The sequence below is a fragment of the Kitasatospora sp. NPDC057936 genome (assembly GCF_042887525.1).
Taxonomy (GTDB): domain Bacteria; phylum Actinomycetota; class Actinomycetes; order Streptomycetales; family Streptomycetaceae; genus Kitasatospora.
Genome location: NZ_JBHVPD010000046.1, coordinates 46,686 through 61,804, shown reverse-complemented (window position 1 = coordinate 61,804; position 15,119 = coordinate 46,686). Strand labels below are relative to the sequence as shown.

The 15,119-nt window shown below is 72.5% G+C and carries 15 protein-coding genes; 8 read left to right on the top strand and 7 right to left on the bottom strand.

Annotated features, from left to right (window positions below; all coding sequences use genetic code 11):
* Both ACFVU9_RS23695 and ACFVU9_RS23690 read left to right on the top strand, forming a co-directional pair.
* Nucleotides 1–794, top strand: a 794-nt coding sequence (locus tag ACFVU9_RS23695; RefSeq protein ID WP_387596287.1) for a WD40 repeat domain-containing protein, incomplete at its 5' end; no start/stop codon positions are given.
* A gap of 274 nt (nucleotides 795–1,068) precedes the next feature.
* Nucleotides 1,069–2,442 carry a hypothetical protein gene (locus ACFVU9_RS23690; protein ID WP_387596284.1) on the top strand — a complete coding sequence of 458 codons (1,374 nt, stop codon included), beginning with the start codon at nucleotides 1,069–1,071 and terminating at the stop codon, nucleotides 2,440–2,442.
* Nucleotides 2,443–2,717: 275 nt separating this feature from the next.
* Here ACFVU9_RS23690 and ACFVU9_RS23685 read toward each other — a convergent pair whose 3' ends face one another.
* The 3 genes from ACFVU9_RS23685 to ACFVU9_RS23675 form a co-directional block, all read right to left on the bottom strand.
* A complete protein-coding gene (locus ACFVU9_RS23685) occupies nucleotides 2,718–3,491 on the bottom strand; it encodes a TauD/TfdA family dioxygenase (protein WP_380490756.1) in 774 nt (257 codons plus the stop codon).
* 133 nt (nucleotides 3,492–3,624) lie between these two features.
* Nucleotides 3,625–4,029, bottom strand: a complete 405-nt coding sequence (locus tag ACFVU9_RS23680; RefSeq protein WP_387596281.1) for a hypothetical protein — start codon at nucleotides 4,027–4,029, stop codon at nucleotides 3,625–3,627.
* A 157-nt stretch (nucleotides 4,030–4,186) separates the two neighbouring features.
* Complete coding sequence (locus tag ACFVU9_RS23675) at nucleotides 4,187–5,122, bottom strand: MerR family transcriptional regulator (RefSeq protein WP_387596278.1); 936 nt, start codon at nucleotides 5,120–5,122, stop codon at nucleotides 4,187–4,189.
* A gap of 219 nt (nucleotides 5,123–5,341) precedes the next feature.
* On the opposite strand from ACFVU9_RS23675, the gene ACFVU9_RS23670 reads away from it, so the two are divergent.
* Nucleotides 5,342–6,142, top strand: coding sequence for an aldolase (locus ACFVU9_RS23670; protein WP_380509671.1), 801 nt, complete (start codon nucleotides 5,342–5,344; stop codon nucleotides 6,140–6,142).
* Nucleotide 6,143: 1 nt separating this feature from the next.
* On the top strand, nucleotides 6,144–7,028 hold the full coding sequence (locus tag ACFVU9_RS23665) for a dihydrodipicolinate synthase family protein (RefSeq protein ID WP_387596274.1): 885 nt from the start codon (nucleotides 6,144–6,146) through the stop codon (nucleotides 7,026–7,028).
* 108 nt (nucleotides 7,029–7,136) lie between these two features.
* Here ACFVU9_RS23665 and ACFVU9_RS23660 read toward each other — a convergent pair whose 3' ends face one another.
* Both ACFVU9_RS23660 and ACFVU9_RS23655 read right to left on the bottom strand, forming a co-directional pair.
* Nucleotides 7,137–7,964, bottom strand: a complete 828-nt coding sequence (locus ACFVU9_RS23660; protein WP_380443090.1) for a HEAT repeat domain-containing protein — start codon at nucleotides 7,962–7,964, stop codon at nucleotides 7,137–7,139.
* Nucleotides 7,965–8,068: 104 nt separating this feature from the next.
* Nucleotides 8,069–8,644, bottom strand: a complete 576-nt coding sequence (locus ACFVU9_RS23655) for a helix-turn-helix domain-containing protein (RefSeq protein ID WP_380443088.1) — start codon at nucleotides 8,642–8,644, stop codon at nucleotides 8,069–8,071.
* A gap of 130 nt (nucleotides 8,645–8,774) precedes the next feature.
* Here ACFVU9_RS23655 and ACFVU9_RS23650 point away from each other — a divergent pair, with 130 nt between their 5' ends.
* Complete coding sequence (locus ACFVU9_RS23650; protein WP_387596270.1) at nucleotides 8,775–10,058, top strand: MFS transporter; 1,284 nt, start codon at nucleotides 8,775–8,777, stop codon at nucleotides 10,056–10,058.
* Nucleotides 10,059–10,068: 10 nt separating this feature from the next.
* Here ACFVU9_RS23650 and ACFVU9_RS23645 read toward each other — a convergent pair whose 3' ends face one another.
* Nucleotides 10,069–10,926, bottom strand: coding sequence for a YhjD/YihY/BrkB family envelope integrity protein (locus ACFVU9_RS23645; protein WP_387596267.1), 858 nt, complete (start codon nucleotides 10,924–10,926; stop codon nucleotides 10,069–10,071).
* Between the two features lie 135 nt (nucleotides 10,927–11,061).
* The gene (locus ACFVU9_RS23640; RefSeq protein WP_387596264.1) at nucleotides 11,062–12,615 is read right to left on the bottom strand and encodes a Na+/H+ antiporter; all 1,554 of its coding nucleotides are present in this window, start codon (nucleotides 12,613–12,615) and stop codon (nucleotides 11,062–11,064) included.
* Nucleotides 12,616–12,862: 247 nt separating this feature from the next.
* On the opposite strand from ACFVU9_RS23640, the gene ACFVU9_RS23635 reads away from it, so the two are divergent.
* The 3 genes from ACFVU9_RS23635 to ACFVU9_RS23625 form a co-directional block, all read left to right on the top strand.
* Nucleotides 12,863–13,369: a GNAT family N-acetyltransferase gene (locus tag ACFVU9_RS23635; protein ID WP_387596261.1), complete on the top strand. Its 507-nt coding sequence runs from the start codon at nucleotides 12,863–12,865 to the stop codon at nucleotides 13,367–13,369.
* 362 nt (nucleotides 13,370–13,731) lie between these two features.
* The gene (locus ACFVU9_RS23630; RefSeq protein WP_387596258.1) at nucleotides 13,732–14,205 is read left to right on the top strand and encodes a hypothetical protein; all 474 of its coding nucleotides are present in this window, start codon (nucleotides 13,732–13,734) and stop codon (nucleotides 14,203–14,205) included.
* A gap of 76 nt (nucleotides 14,206–14,281) precedes the next feature.
* Nucleotides 14,282–15,119: hypothetical protein (locus tag ACFVU9_RS23625; RefSeq protein WP_387596256.1), on the top strand; the 838-nt coding region annotated here is incomplete at its 3' end.

Below are 15,119 nucleotides of genomic sequence, written 5' to 3'. Positions count from 1 at the left end.
GCGAGCAGATCGGCGCCCTCCTGCACGGCCACGACCGCACAGTGTCCGCCGTAGCGACGAGCGTGGTGGACGGCCGGCCGGTCGCCGTCACCGGCAGCTACGACGAGACAGTGCGGGTATGGGATCTGGCCACCGGCGAGCAGATCGGCGCCCTCCTGCACGGCCACGACCGCACAGTGTCCGCCGTAGCGACGAGCGTGGTGGACGGCCGGCCGGTCGCCGTCACCGGCGGCCACGACGGGACGGTGCGGATATGGGACCTGGCCACCTGTCAGGAGATCGGCGAGCCCTTGGAAGGTCCTCCCCTGGAGGTGTGGGCGGTGGCAACCGGGGTGGTGGAGGGCCGGCCGTTCACCGTCACCGGCAGCGAGGACGGGACGGTGCAGGTGTGGGACCTGGCCACCGGCGAGCAGATCGGCAACCCCCGGCGAGGCCACAGCGAAGACATCTCGGCGGTGGAAACCGGCGACGTGGAGGGCCGGCCGGTCGTCGTCACCGACGGCGAGGACGGGACCGTGCGGGTGTGGGACCTGGCCACCGGCGAGCAGATCGGCAACCCCCGGCGAGGCCACAGCGAAGACATCTCGGCGGTGGAAACCGGCGAGGTGGAGGGCCGGGCGGTCACCGTCACCGTCGGCGAGGACGGGACGGTAGAGGTATGGGACTCGGCCACCGGCGAGCAAGTGGGGACGGAACTGCGGTTCCCCGCACCAGTGTTTGCGGTGGCGGTGGCTCCAGGCGGGCGGCTCGCGGTCGGTTTCGGCCACGAGGTCGCGGTCCTGTCCCTCCGCTGACCGGGCAGACCATCCTCCCCATCAGGCCCCGCTAGCCGACGACTTCCACCCCCAGCCCTGGGTCACCCGCCACCTCGCGGTGGTCTGGCGCCCGTAGCGGCACTCCCCCTCCGGTACGACTGGCCGGGTCGTACCGGAGGGGGAGGTTTCGGCCGGAATTCCGGTCGACCTCCCGCCCGGCCGTTGACCACAAGTCGGCCGCAGCGCTTGGCTCTTGCCGAGCCGGGCCGCGGGGGTGTCGGAGCCCGGCACCGTCATCAGGGGAGGACGTTCCATGACCACCGCCCGCACCCGCCGCCGGTCGGCGCGCGCCGCCGCCGTCCTGGCGGTCGCCCTCGCGGTCGGCGCCGCGACGCCGTCCGCCGAGGCCCGCCCACCCAAGGGCGACACCGCCCGCGTCAGCGAAGGCGCCAAGGGCGAGCAGCTCGACGGCTACTCGACCGCGCTCGGGCTGAGCGACGACGGCCGCTCCGCGCTCTTCTCGTCCACGGCCACCAACCTGCTGCCCCAGGGCGGCACTCCGAACAACACCGAGATCTACGTGAAGGACCTGCGCAACGGCCACGTCGAGCGGGTCAGCGTCGCCGCCGACGGCGCCAAGCTCGACGCCATGACCTTCCAGGCCTCGATCAGCGGTGACGGCCGGTACGTCGCGTTCAGCACCACGGCCACCAACGTGCTGCCCGGCGGGTCGAAGCACCGCAGCGACGTCTACGTGCGCGACCGCTGGACCGGCCGCACGGAACTCGTCACCGCGGGCGGCCTGCCCACCACCGACGACCAGACCCCGTACGACGCCCAGAGCCCCTCGATCAGCCGCGACGGCCGCTACGTCGCCTACGTCTCCGATCGCGGCGACCTCGCCCCCGGCCCCGCCACCCGCGGCCGGAACAACGTCTACGTCACCGACCGCTGGACCCATACCAGCCGCCTCGTCACCCTCGGCGCGAACGGCGCGGCCGCCGACAGCAACTCCTTCAACCCCACGATCAGCGCGGACGGCTCCACCATCGGCTTCGGCTCCCGGGCGGGCAACCTGCTCCCGGCCGCCCCTGCCCTCGCCGCGTCCCCAGGGCTTGCACGCGGGCCCCACTACTACCCCTACTACGTCTGGAAGGCCGACACCGGCAGGACCGCCGCCGGCAGCGTGGACGAGGCCGGGCACCTGGGCGGCGCCGCCTACGACGCCCGGGTCAGCCGGGACGGCCGCTACGCCGTCTACAGCCTCGCGACCTTCGGCCAGGGGCAACCCGGTCACGGCGGCACCCGGCTCGACGTGTACGTCCACGAGCTCGCCACCGGCAGGACCACCAAGGTCGACACCGGCCTGCCCGGCACCACCAGCCCCGACGCCGACTCCTCCGGCGGTGCCATGACCGTCGACGACCGCTGGGTCTACTTCGACTCCAGCGCCGACAACCTCGTCCCCGGCGACACCAACAACGCCACCGACGTCTTCCGCCGCGACCTGTGGACCGGGACGATCGAGCGGATCAGCCTGACCCGCGACGGCCGGCAGAGCGACACGGCCGCCTACAGCCCCTCCGTGGACGCCACCGGCGACACGGTGATCTTCGACGCCGACGACGGCAACCTGGTACCGGGAGACACCAACGCGCTCCAGGACGTCTTCCTGCGCCGCCCGTGAGGCACTGACTCCGCCGTCGGAGCCGGGGAGTGCCTCTCCGGCCGCCGGGAGCGTCGGCCACGTGGCCGGCGCCCAGGGAGAGGCACTCCTCACACCCCCCGCCATTCCAGGCGTCACCGCCGGACCTCGACCACCCCTCGCGGTCGCCGTGCCTGCGCGGCGGCCCGAAGGGGCAGGGCCGGTAACGGAGGTTGCGCCGGGGCGCCCTGGGGCGGCTGGGCCGGCCCACCGGACGGTTGGTCCTGCATGGGGCAGTTCGCCCACCGGATCGACCCTCAGTCGGCCCACACCCGCGCGAGGCAGCGCCCGGCCCGCGGCGGGGGCGGGTCGACGAAGGCGGTCCTGCCGTGCAGCACGGTCGTGTTGTCCACCAGCAACAGGTCACCGCGCCCCAGCTGCACGCGCAGGACCATCCTCGGGTCGGCGACGACCTCGTCGAAGGCATCCAGGGCCTCCACTTGACGATCGGTCAACGGCGAGCCGCACTCCTGCTGACCGCGAGTGATCCAGTACCGGTTGTACTGCACCTCCAGCCGGCCGGCACTGCGCCGGAACACGGGGTAGACACGCTCGTAGCCCGGCCCGTCGCCGAAGTCGAAGTCCCCGTAGAGGGCCGGCAGCACCTCCGGGCGGGAGCCGAGCAGGACGTCGTGCACGGCATGCCCGCTGACCAGCAGCGAGTCGCCGCCGGAGCCCGCCGGGCGTACACACAGCAGGGCCATCAGCCGCGCAGGCCGCGGGGACATCCCCCGGTCGGTGTGCGGCCCGAGCTCCGCCTCGTCCAGCTGCGCGCCCGCCGTCAGCAGGTTGTGCCCGGGCAGGGCCAGGTCCACCGGGCGCACCTCGCCCACCTGTGCCAGGATCCGGCGGCACACCTCGACGCAGTCCTCGTCGGCCGGCGCCTCCAGGTCGAGCCCGCGCACGACCGCGAATCCGGGCCCGTGACGCAGGTGCTCCGCGACCCGGTCCACCGGGACCACCCAGTCGCGCTCCTCCAGCTCCGCCCCCTGCCACGCCGAGGGCCCTCCGACCGCGACCGGTGCGTCCATCAACGGCCTCCTCCCGCCTCGACCCGGACACACCGCGAGCGTAAGGCCCTGCGCCGTGCAGGTCACCGTCCTGACGGAGCACCGGCCGGGCGCGCCGGAGCGCCACCGCGCCCCGCTGACGCGCACCCGGCGGTCAGAGGCGCACGATCGCCCAGTACAGCATTCCCACCGCTGCCGCCAGGGCCACGAAGGCGAACACGACCGCGCCGCCGATGCCCTGGTACGGGTCGTACGGCGCGTAGGGCGTCTTGGGCGAGACCACGACGGTCGTGAACGAACCCAGCGGCAGCGGATTGCTGCCGGACGCGTTTCCCACCGTGGCCTGGTAGGTGCGGTCGTTGAGGTAGTACCGCACGATGGGCCGCAGGTAGAACTCGTCGGCCCGGTCCCCCACCCGCTTGTCGTAGTCCACCACCTCGGCCTGCAGGCGGACACCCTCGCCGCGCACCCGCCGGAAGTCGGCGTTCAGGTCGAGTACGTACTTCACCATCCGCACCGTCATCACGAGAACGAACAGCGCGACCCCCAGAAACAGCATGGTGATTGTCTAGCACCCGCCACTCCCCGGCGGCCAGAGGTGCGCGCCACCCGCAGCGACGACTCCATCCCGACCGACCTCGGGAACCGCGTCAAGCGGTAGGGGAAGGGGAGTCCCCGCGGCGTGACCGCTCGCCGCGAGGACCCGGCCCTGCGCGTCACCGGCTCCCGGCGCGCAGGGCCTCCGTGAGCCACGCGAACACGGGGGCCAGGCTCGGCGGGACCGGCCAGCCGTTGATGACGGCCAGCAGGTGCCAGTAGCGCTCCGTCCGCGGGTCGCCCGCGACCTCCAGGCGGGTCAGCAGCCACCGGCGCAGGTCGGCGTCGTCGGGTCGGTCGAAGGTCTCCGCGTAGCGGGCACTCAGGGTGTCGAGGATGCGCCCGCCCTCGGGCGAGGCCGGGTCGGTGCCGGCGTCGAGCGCGCGGCCGACTTCGTCGCGCACGGTCTCCGTGAGCTGTTGATGGAGTCCGGTGATGTCGCCCTGGGCGCGTTCGGCCGCCTGGTACTGCGCCATGCGGCGGACGGCGGCACGGAAGTCCGGGTCCTGGGCGAGTTCGGCGAGTTCCACCCAGGCGTCCACCTGGTCGGGTTCGGGGTCGTCCGGCAGGTCGGGCATGGCCGAGCGCATCATGTCGACGAACTCGGCGTTGGCGTCCAGGCCGCCGAACGTGTCGTCGATGAAGTCGCCGATGAGACGCCGGCGTTCGGCGTCGGAGAGCTTTGCGAGCTTGTGCATGAGATCCATTTCCTCGGTGGTGGAGCCCCGCTTGGCCACCGCGCGCAGCACCGCCCGCCGCAGCCGGAGGGTGCGGATCTGCACCTCCAGGGCGTCGGCGTGCGCGGCCGCGATCTCGGGCACCGAGACCTCGTCGTCCAGCACCCGCCGGATGACGGCGAGGTCGAGTCCCAGGTCGCGAAGCGTGCGTACGAGGTCCAGGCGCGCGAGTGCGCCGACGTCGTACAGCCGGTAGCCGGCCGGGCTGCGGTCCGTCGGCGGCACGATCCCGGAGTCGGAGTAGAACCGGATGGTCTTGACCGTCAGCCCGGTGCGCCGGGCCAGGTCACCGATCGAGAAGAGCGTGTCGCCGTCCATGCCCCCACCTTCGCGTCTCCCCCTGCTGGAGACTCAAGCTCCTTCGCCCGCCGAACGGTAGTGGACCGGCTCCCGGCCGTTGACGTTCCATCACGGGATTCCGAACGGCGCCTTGGACGGACCCTGGACGGACTCTGGACGGAGGACACCTTGTGTCCTACTGTGAACGATGTGTTCTCAACCACGGCACCACCGAGGATCGAAGGAGAGCCGGGCCCCATGGCCGACACGTTCCAGGCGGGCAAGTCCGAACTGGTGGACCTCGCCCAGCGCCGCATGGCGACCGCGATACCCGACAACGGCTGGACGGTGCGCCAGAAGCTCGCGCTGACCTGCCGCATCCTGTTCGACGCCGGGCACGACTCCGGCCTCGCCGGGCAGATCACCGCCCGCGCCGAGCGCCCCGGCACCTACTACACGCAGCGCCTCGGGCTCGGCTTCGACGAGATCACCGAGGACAACCTCCTCCTCGTCGACGAGGACCTCGATGTCCTCGAAGGCGACGGGATGGCCAACCCGGCCAACCGGTTCCACAGTTGGGTCTACCGCGCCCGCCCGGACGTCAACTGCGTCATCCACACCCACCCGCTGCACATCTCCGCGCTGTCCATGCTGGAGACCCCGCTGATCGTCTCCCACATGGACGCGTGCCCGCTCTACGACGACTGCGCGTTCCTGGAGAAGTGGCCCGGCATCCCCGTCGGCAACGAGGAGGGCGAGATCATCTCCGCCGCCCTCGGCGACAAGCGCGCCCTGCTGCTCGCCCACCACGGCCAGCTCGTCGCCACCGGGACGGTCGAGGAGGCGTGCACGCTCGCCCTGCTCTTCGAACGGACCGCGAAACTCCAGCTGTTGGCGAGCGCCGCCGGGAAGATCCAGGAGATCCCCGAACTCCTCGCGCAGGAGGCCCACGACTGGACGTCCACCCCCAAGCGCGGCCAGGCGAACTTCGCCTACTACGCCCGCCGCGCCCTGCGCGCCGGCCACGGCGACGCGCTCACCGCCCGGGAGGGCTCCTGACATGGCGACCACCCTGGAAGGGATCATCGCCTACCCGGTGACCCCGTTCTCGCGCACCGACGACAGCCTCGACCTCGTCCGACTCGCAGCCCTCATCGAGCGGTTGATCGCCGGTGGCTGCCACGCCATCGCCCCGCTCGGCTCCACCGGCGAGAGCGCCTACCTCGACGACGCCGAGTGGTACGCCGCCGCCGAGGCGTCCGTCTCCGCCGTCGCCGGACGCGTCCCGACCGTCGTCGGCATCGCCGACCTCACCACCCGCAGCGCCGTCCGCCGCGCCCGGTTCGCCGAGAAGGCCGGCGCCGACGTGGTGATGGTGCTGCCGCTCTCGTACTGGCGCCTGGACGAGCGCGAGATCACCCGCCACTACACCACCATCGCCGACGCGGTCGGCATCCCGCTGATGGTCTACAACAACCCGGCGACGGCCGGCGTCGACCTCCCGCCGGAGCTCCTGCACCGGCTCGTCACCGAGGTCGACAACATCACCATGGTCAAGGAGAGCAGCGGCGACATCCAGCGGATGCACCGCCTCACCCAACTCTCCGACGGCGCCCTGCCGTTCTACAACGGCTCCAACCCGCTCGCCCTGGCGGCCTTCGCCGCCGGCGCGTCCGGCTGGTGCACGGCCGCACCCTGTGTCATCCCGGAGCTCACGCTGGAGCTGTACCGGGCGGTGCAGGCGGGCGACCTGGACAGGGCCCGTGAGGTGTACTACCGCCAGCTCCCGGTGCTCCGGTTCCTGCTCGACGGCGGCCTGCCGACGACCGTCAAGGCGGGGTTGGCCCTGCGGGGCCTGGACGTCGGCGAGCCCCGCAAGCCGCTGCTCCCGCTCGACGAGGCGGGGACGGCGGAGCTGGCCCGGCTGCTGGCCGCGGCCGCCTGAGTACCCGGCGAGTACCGTGCCCGGCCCCGTCGCGAACGGCGGAGCCGGGCACGGGGGTTCACCGGGCACGGGGGTTCACCGGGCACGGGGTTCACCGGGCAAGGGCGTTCACCGGCCCCGGCGGGCCGCCCCTTGCCGCGCGGCCATCGCCTGATCACGGACGTGCGGCTCCGCGTCCCGCTCCAGCCTGGCCAGGACGTCGGCCACCGCCTCGTCGCCGATCTCCGTCGCGGGAAAGCGCCGCAGGGCGATGGCCACCCAGGCCCGCACGCTCGGGCTGTCGTCGTTGACGAGGCGGCAGATGTCCGGCAGGGTGCGCGGCTGGCGGCGGTAGCCGAGCGAGCTGAGGGCGGAGATGCGCACCTGCTCGGCGGGATCGGCCAGGAGGCCCACCATCAGGTCCACGGCCGCCGGGTCCGTGCCGTGGCTGCCGAGGGCGCCGGCGACCACGCTGCGGATCCGCTCGTCCGGGTCGTGCGCCGCGCGGGCCAGGACGGCGACGTCGGCCGGGTCGGGGACGAAGCCGAGCAGCCAGAGCGCCGCCCGGCGCAGGTCGGCGTCGGCGCTCTCCGTCCAGGGCAGGAGGGTGCGGCGCGCGGCGGACGGATCGTCCTGGGCGAGGACGGTGATCATCGTCGTCAGGCTGTCCTGGTCGTCGCCCAGGTCGCGGGACCAGGCCCGCAGCAGCACGGGCAGGGACGAGCGGCCGGCCGTCTCGGCGAGGAGGCCGGCGAGGACGGAGCGGGCGTACTGGTTCCGGGCGGCGACGGCCGTTTCCAGGTGCGCCTCCAGGCGCGGGACGAGGTCGGCGCTGAGCGTGCCGGTGAGGTGGGCCCCGATCGCGGCCAGCTCGTCGAGATCGCCGTCGGGGTCGAGCAGTCCGGCCACGAGTTCATCGAGCAGCACGGTCTGGTCGTCCGCCGCCAGGTCCCTCACATCGTCCCCCTCGTCACTCCGGCCGCACCGAGCCGTCGGCCGTCAGTGCCCGACCTTTCGGGCTGCGGCACTCTACCAAGCCGTCCGAAACGGCCGGGAGGGCGTCAGGGCAGGCTCGGCACCCGGTCCGAGGGGCCGGCCGGGTCGTCGTGGATCACCACGAGGATGTGCGCGGGCTCCGGCCCGGTGCTCCGACAGCGGTGCGGGAGAGCGGAGTTGAAGTAGACGCTGTCCCCGGGCCCGAGGTGGACGGTCCGCTCGGGGAACTCCAGCTCCGCCGTGCCCGCGTGGACGAAGAAGAACTCCTCCCCCGCGTGCGACTTGAACGGCGATCCGGCGTTGTCGAGCGGCGGGTACATCACGAACGGCACCATCCGCTTGCCGCTGAGCCCGGTCGCGATGCCCTCGTAGTTCGGGGCGCCCGGGCCGGTCCCGCTCGCGATCGGCGTCCGCTCCCCGGCGCGGACGACGGTGACGAGCTCCGGCTCCACCTCGTCCGAGAAGAGCCGGCCGACGTCGACCTTGAGCGCGTGGGCGAGCTTGAGCGCCGTCGAGATCGACGGGTCGCCGAGCCCGCGCTCGATCTTGGAGAGGTAGCTCTTGGTGACCCCGACCTGTTCGGCCAGCGCTTCGAGGCTGAGCCGGTTCTGCTGCCTCAGCACCCGCAACCTGCCGGCCATGCCCCACCCCTCACCCGCGAACCGTCCGGCCCATCATCCCATCACCGCCCGCCGGACCGGCCCGCCGTTCGAGGCACGGCCGCGCCAAACCCGATGGACGCCTGTACGAACCTTCGGCCATAGTCGCTGGGTGCCGAGCCAACCCCCACCCCAGCCCCCGCCCCCGCCCGCCCGTCGCTTCGCCTGGGCGGGCCGCAACTTCCGGATCCAGACGGCCGCCACCGTGGTCAGCGGCCTCGGCAACGCCGGTGCGCCGATCGCCACCGCCTTCGCCGTGCTCGGCGACGGCGGGTCCGGCACCGAGGTCGGGTACGTCACGGCCGCCCGCCTGCTGCCGACCGTCCTGCTGCTGGTGATCGGCGGCGCCCTCGCCGACCGGCTGCCGCGCCATCACGTCATGGTCGCGGCCAACCTGTTCAGCGGCCTCTCCCAGGCCGTCCTGGCCGCGCTCGTGCTGAACGGCCACACCCAGCTCTGGCAGTTGCTCGTCCTCTCCGCGGCCGGTGGCGCCGGATTCGCGCTCTACGCCCCCGCGGCCGAGGGCATGATCCTCCAGAGCGTCCCGCCGGACCACGCCGCCCGGGCGTTCTCGGTCTTCCGGATGGGCCAGAACGCCAGCCAGATCGGCGGGGCCGCCCTCGGCGGCGCGCTCACCGCCGCCGTCGGGCCCGGCTGGGTGCTCGGCCTCGACGCCGTCTGCTTCCTGGTCGCCGCCGCCCTGCGCTTCTTCCTGGAGGCCGAGGCCGCACCCGCCACCTCCGGCACCACCATGCTGAGCGAACTGCGGGACGGCTGGCGGGAGTTCGCCTCCCGCCGGTGGCTCTGGGTGGTCGTCCTCCAGTTCTCCGTCCTGGTGGCCTGCGTCGGCGCGGTCGAGTCCGTGTACGGTCCGGTCGTCGCGGAGGAGCGGCTCGGCGGCGCCGCGGACTGGGGGCTGGCGATGGCCGCCTACGGGGTCGGGCTGGTCGTCACCGGCCTGCTGATGGTGCGCTGGCAGCCGCGCCGCATCCTGCTGGTCGGCAACTGGGGCGTGTTCCTGTTCGGCGTCCCAGCGCTCGCCCTGGCGCTCGCGGCACCGCTGCCGGTGCTGATCGCGGCGATGTTCCTCTCCGGCGTCGGCGTCACCGTCTTCGGCGTGAACTGGATGGTCGCGCTCCAGCAGGAGATCCCGGCCGAGATGTTCTCCCGCGTCTGCGCCTACGACCACCTCGGCTCGCTCTCCCTCGCCCCGCTCGGCATCGCCCTGGCCGGCCCGGTCTCGAACGCGCTCGGCATCTCCGGCGCGCTGTGGGCGTGCGCCGTGATCTGCACCCTCCTCAGCGCGGCGGTCCTCCTCGAACCCCAGATCCGCCGACTCACCCGCAGGACCGCCGACGACGTGCCCGCGGCTCCCGAGCCCGCACCCGTGTCCTGAGGCGTCCCCCTCAGCCCCGGCCGGGCTTCCCCGGCCGGGGCCGCCTGCCCAGGGCCGCCCGGAGCGACAGACCCCGTTCCCGCCAGACGATCCCGGTGACCGCCCCCAGGATGATCACCACGCCGAGGGCGATCAGCCAGGACATGAGGAAGAAGACCACCCCGATCGGCCCGTACTCCGCCGTGTTCGACGTGACGGTGTCCGAGGCGGTGAACGAGAACACCACCCGCATCCCCAGGTAGCAGACGGCGGTGATGACGGCGGACGGCAGCAGGTCACGCCACGGCACCCGGCCCGCCAGGAGGAGCCGCATCAGCACCCACCAGAGCAGGGCGGCCGCCACCAGTGCGACGGCCCCGAGGAGCACGGGCCCGCCCACCCGGTGCAGCGCCGGCCCGGTCCACGCCGCCAGGGCCGCCCCCGCGATCACCACGGCCAGCGACAGCACCTGGTGGAGCACGTCCCGCACGCCCCGCCCAGGGAGCTCGAAGATCCGCTGGTACAGCTGCTGCAGCGCCGACGCCGCGGCGAAGCCGCCCAGGACGAAGAACACCGACGCCGTGCCCGTGACGGCGCTGCTCGTGGTGGTCGACGGGGCGAACAGGTCGCTCACGTCGGCCGACGCCTGCCGGTCCAGGCCCAGGCGCCGCACCAGGGCGGTCACCGTCGACCGGCCTGCCAGCGCGTTCGTCACGATCATGAACGGGAAGAAGCAGAGCAGGAGCGTGGCGGCGAACTGGAGCCCCTGGCTCATGAAGTCGACCGCCTCCAGCCGCTTCCACAGCGCCTCGGCCCACGATCCCGCGTACCGCTCCCTCGCCGAACGCACCATCCGCGCCATCCGCGTCAGGCGGTTGTCGGCCCTCATGGCTGGCGGCTCCCCCTCGCTGCGGACCCGCAGGGACGTGACGGCGGACGACGCCGCTCGCCCGACGTCCTATCACGGAGCGCCCCGGAGCACCGGAACCGTCATCCGGTCGGACGGCGGTCGTCCGCGTCGGCGTCACGGCGTGCCGAGGGCGGCCTCCTCGCGGTCGAGGTCGTGCTGGAGGCGGCGGCGGGTGGTGTCGCTGATGCGGTGCTCGTCGTAGAGACGGCGCAGTTCGGTGCTCTGGACGGCGATGACCTCGCGGCGCAGCTGGCGGTAGGAGGCGTCGGCGGTGGTGCCGTCGGGGGTCTCGGGGGTGCGGTCGAGGCGGGCGGTCAGGGCGCGGCGGACGCGGTCGACGGCGGTGTCGGACAGGGCTTCCAGCTCGGCGAGGTTCTCGACGTGGTCGAGGGCGGTGCGGTTGAGGGCGTCGCGGGCGTCGTCCTCCTCGCGGACGGTGTGCTCGGGTTCGAGGGCGAGGCCGGAGCGGTTGACCACGGCGGCCAGGGTGAGGCCCTGGCCGACCAGCGTGAGGACGACGACGGCGGTGGTGAGGACCAGGACCAGCGGGCGTCCGGCGAGCTTCGTGCCGTCGTCGGTGACGAGCGGGATCGAGAGGGCGGCGGCCAGCGGCATGACCCCGCGGGTGCCGGCCCAGGTGACCACCCCGGCCACCCGCCAGGAGAGCCGGCCGCGGCCCTGCGTCGGCTTGACCGCCCGGGTCAGCGGCAGCGTGGAGAGCACGCGCACCGCGATCAGCACGGCGGCCAGGGCGAGCGCCTGGAGCGGCCACAGGCCGGTGCCCGCGGGCAGGTCCCGCACCAGGGTGGGCAGTTCGAGGCCGACGATGCTGAAGACGACGCTCTCCAGCAGGAACACGACCACCGCGTAGACGGCGTTCAGCTGGAGGCGGATGTGGGCGTCGGTGAGCCGGTGGCCGGAGCGGCCGAGCAACACGCCGGCGACGACGACCGAGGTGACGCCTGATGTGTGCACGGACTCGGCCAACACGTAGGCGGCGTACGGGGTGACCAGCGCTATGACGGTCTCCAGCACCGGGTCGACGGTGCGGCGCCGAACCAGCCACACCAGGCCCGCGACGGCGGCCCCCACCAGACTCCCGCCGCCGCCGAGCAGCAGGAACTCCCCGCCCGCCGCCGGCAGGCTCACCGCCGCGCCGACGGCCACCGCGATGCCGACGGCCACCTTGAACAGCACCAGTGAGGTCGCGTCGTTGAACAGGCTCTCCGCCTGCACCAGCACCTGGACCCGTCCCGGCAGCGCCAGCCGGCGCCCGAGGGCGGTGACCGCCACCGGGTCGGTGCTGGACAGCACGGCGCCGAGCACGAACGCCATCGCGGGCGGCAGGCCCGCGACGGCGACGGCCGCGAAGCCCACGGCGGCGGCGGAGGCGAAGACCAGGCCGAAGGAGAGGATCGTGACCGGGCGCCACACCGTGCGCAGGTCCCGCAGGGACAGCTCCTCGGCGGAGGCGTACAGCAGCGGCGGCAGGACCACCATGCCGATGATCTGCGGCGGAACGTGCAGCGCGGGGACGCCGGGCACCAGGGCCGCCCCGACACCGGCCAGGACGAGCAGCGACGGCGCGGGCACCCGCAGGCGCCCGGCGAAGGTGGCCACGGCCGTGCCCAGAACCACCAGGACGAGAACGATCCCGACTACGTGCATCGACGGAAACAACCCCACCACGACGAACGGGGTCACCGCCGCCCGAATGCCGCAGTAGTCCCCCGAGCCGACCAGGCTTCCCGGCACACCTACGGTCATCTTATCGGTGCATTAGCGGTGGTGACAGCGCATATCCGCCGGGGAGCAGCCGCCGGAAACAGGGTTCGTACCCCGAACCGAGCGACGTGCCCTGTCGGTCGAGGCCGACAGATACCGATCTTGACGTGACTGACGAGTGTGGAGTCAGATGCAGGAAGACGTCGTCGGCACGGAGACGCGGCACGGCCGCAGGGGGTTTGGCGTGTTTGTCGCGGAAGAAGCCACTTTCGATCCTGATGAGATGTTGGGCCTCTACGCCTCGGTCGGCTGGGAGGGCTACACCGCCGACGTCGACAAGCTCTGTCGCGGCCTGCGGAACTCTCATCTTGTCATCACCGCGCGAAACGCTTCAGGAACGCTCCTCGGACTGGCCCGGACCGTCTCCGACGACGAACACATCTGTTATGTCCAGGACGTCGTGGTCAACCCTGCGCATCACCGACAGGGTGTCGGCCGGGCCCTGGTCGAACACCTCATGCGACGCTACTCGCACTGCCGGTTCTTCCTCCTCTCCACGGACCACGAGTCGTCACCGGAAGGCGAGCGCAACCATGCGTTCTACCGGAGTCTCGGCTTCCTGTCCTACGAGGAGAAGCAGATGGCAGGCTTCGGACTGCCCAGGAACCGCCCCGACCTGCGTGACATGACGTCATAGAGATCCGCCCTTCCCGGCCGGCCGACCACCGCCCTGAGTGGAGCCACGCAAAGTCGCATGACAGCTGCGGCCGGCTCCGTGATCCTTGGCCGATGGCCACAGAACCGGACACTCTCAGCCTGAGCATCCGTTGCCCACCACCCGGCGAGGGCTACCTGGAGGTCCGCCCCATCGTTGGTGGCCGGGATCTCCTGGCCGACCTGTCCCTCCGCAGCGGGGGATCGGGCGGCCCCCGGTTCGTGGGCTCGGGCCCCCGGTACCTCCTGGGCCAGGGCAGGCCGTTGCAGGCCACGGCGACGGCTCACGAGGTTCGGCTCGGTCGATCCGGGTGCGGCTTGGAGCAGTGCTGCAGTGCTCTCTACGTGACGGTCGCGCGCGACGGCGACCATGTCGTCTGGGCGGGCTGGCGCGACCCGGCCGGACGGGGCTTCGACCTGCCGGAGTTTCGGTTCGCCGCGGATCGGTACGAGGCCGAGGTCCTGCGAGCCGAACGGGACCGCAGTTGGGAGTGGCCCGCCGCAGTGGTCGCGACCTTGCTCGAAGCGGGCCTCAGGGCACGCGAGGACTGGCTCGCCAGGTGGGATTGCGAGCTGGAAGCCGTCTGGGCCTCCCGCGGGGAGCCCGATCGGATCGACGTCGTCCTGAGGCATCCCCCTGGCCGGGAGGACACGGATCTGCCCTGGGCCCAGTTCCTGATGACCCTCCCGATCTCCGCGGACGACCCGTCGGACCAGGCCACGCGCCTCGAAGCGAAACTGACCGCCGGCGACCCCCGTGCCACGGCCGAACTCTGCGGAGGCTACGACCCCGGGCACCTGGGCTACCCGTGGCCGTAGCCGGCCGTTCCGTGAAGGCCCACCGCGTGCGCGGTCGCGGGCGGTCGGCGCACGGGCCTGGCCGACCTTTTCGATCATGAGTACCCTGTGCGGCATACACATCCTTGATGACCCCACAGTGTCGCCCCGGCTCCGCAGCTTCCTCTCACAGCGTGCTCGACGACATCCACCCACCCCTGCCGACCGATTCACGCACTACACGCCGACGGTCGACGACACCGGGTTCAAGCCTCCCACAGGCCCCGGGATCGTGGACGCGATGATCCGGTTCGAGGAGAGGTACGGCGGCCTGTCCTACTCACCGCGGGGCGGCAACGCCAGCGAGTACGGTCTCGATGGGGCTCCGTCCGCCCATTGGACGTCTCACGGCTGGGCCTTTCCCGGAATCCTCGATGGCCCCGGGACCTATCGGCTGGACGTCCTCGCGGACGGCCGCACCGCGATACCGGTACCGGGCTTGACGCACAGGCTGATCAACAGCAGCGTTGATCAGCGGTTGGAGGCCGACGCCCTATTGGCGGGTGTGTACCGGTGGCCGCACCTCGTCCTCCGGACTGCCACTCCCCTCGGAGTGGCCCCTTCCGTGGCCGAGGAGCACCTGCCGCCCCGCGTACGCGAGGCAACCGGGCCCGCCGACATGTGGTGGTCCGACGACAGGTCGGCGTTCCACCTGGAGCTCTACAGCTGGTGGACACCGCGGACGACCTGTGACACCTGGATCGTGCGGTGCTTCGCGGTGGACGGCGAGGCCCTTGGTCGAGCCGCCTCCGTCCTGCGGGCCGCAGTCCCCGGGCTCACCGGCGCCCACTTCGACTGGTGCTCGCTGTGCCGCCGGGGCGTAGACACCGGCGAACTCTGCCTACCCACCGTCCGCGGGGGCCCGCCCGGGCCCCCGGGCGGCGCCGAAGGGGAGG

What these genes read in the sequence shown, in the direction of transcription:
- ACFVU9_RS23690 (WP_387596284.1), top strand. Translation starts at nt 1,069, where the DNA reads ATGACCACCGCCCGCACCCGCCGCCGGTCGGCGCGCGCCGCCGCCGTC.
- ACFVU9_RS23685 (WP_380490756.1), bottom strand. Translation starts at nt 3,491, where the DNA reads ATGGACGCACCGGTCGCGGTCGGAGGGCCCTCGGCGTGGCAGGGGGCG.
- ACFVU9_RS23680 (WP_387596281.1), bottom strand. Translation starts at nt 4,029, where the DNA reads ATGCTGTTTCTGGGGGTCGCGCTGTTCGTTCTCGTGATGACGGTGCGG.
- ACFVU9_RS23675 (WP_387596278.1), bottom strand. Translation starts at nt 5,122, where the DNA reads ATGGACGGCGACACGCTCTTCTCGATCGGTGACCTGGCCCGGCGCACC.
- ACFVU9_RS23670 (WP_380509671.1), top strand. Translation starts at nt 5,342, where the DNA reads ATGGCCGACACGTTCCAGGCGGGCAAGTCCGAACTGGTGGACCTCGCC.
- ACFVU9_RS23665 (WP_387596274.1), top strand. Translation starts at nt 6,144, where the DNA reads ATGGCGACCACCCTGGAAGGGATCATCGCCTACCCGGTGACCCCGTTC.
- ACFVU9_RS23655 (WP_380443088.1), bottom strand. Translation starts at nt 8,644, where the DNA reads ATGGCCGGCAGGTTGCGGGTGCTGAGGCAGCAGAACCGGCTCAGCCTC.
- ACFVU9_RS23645 (WP_387596267.1), bottom strand. Translation starts at nt 10,926, where the DNA reads ATGAGGGCCGACAACCGCCTGACGCGGATGGCGCGGATGGTGCGTTCG.
- ACFVU9_RS23640 (WP_387596264.1), bottom strand. Translation starts at nt 12,615, where the DNA reads ATGCACGTAGTCGGGATCGTTCTCGTCCTGGTGGTTCTGGGCACGGCC.
- ACFVU9_RS23635 (WP_387596261.1), top strand. Translation starts at nt 12,863, where the DNA reads ATGCAGGAAGACGTCGTCGGCACGGAGACGCGGCACGGCCGCAGGGGG.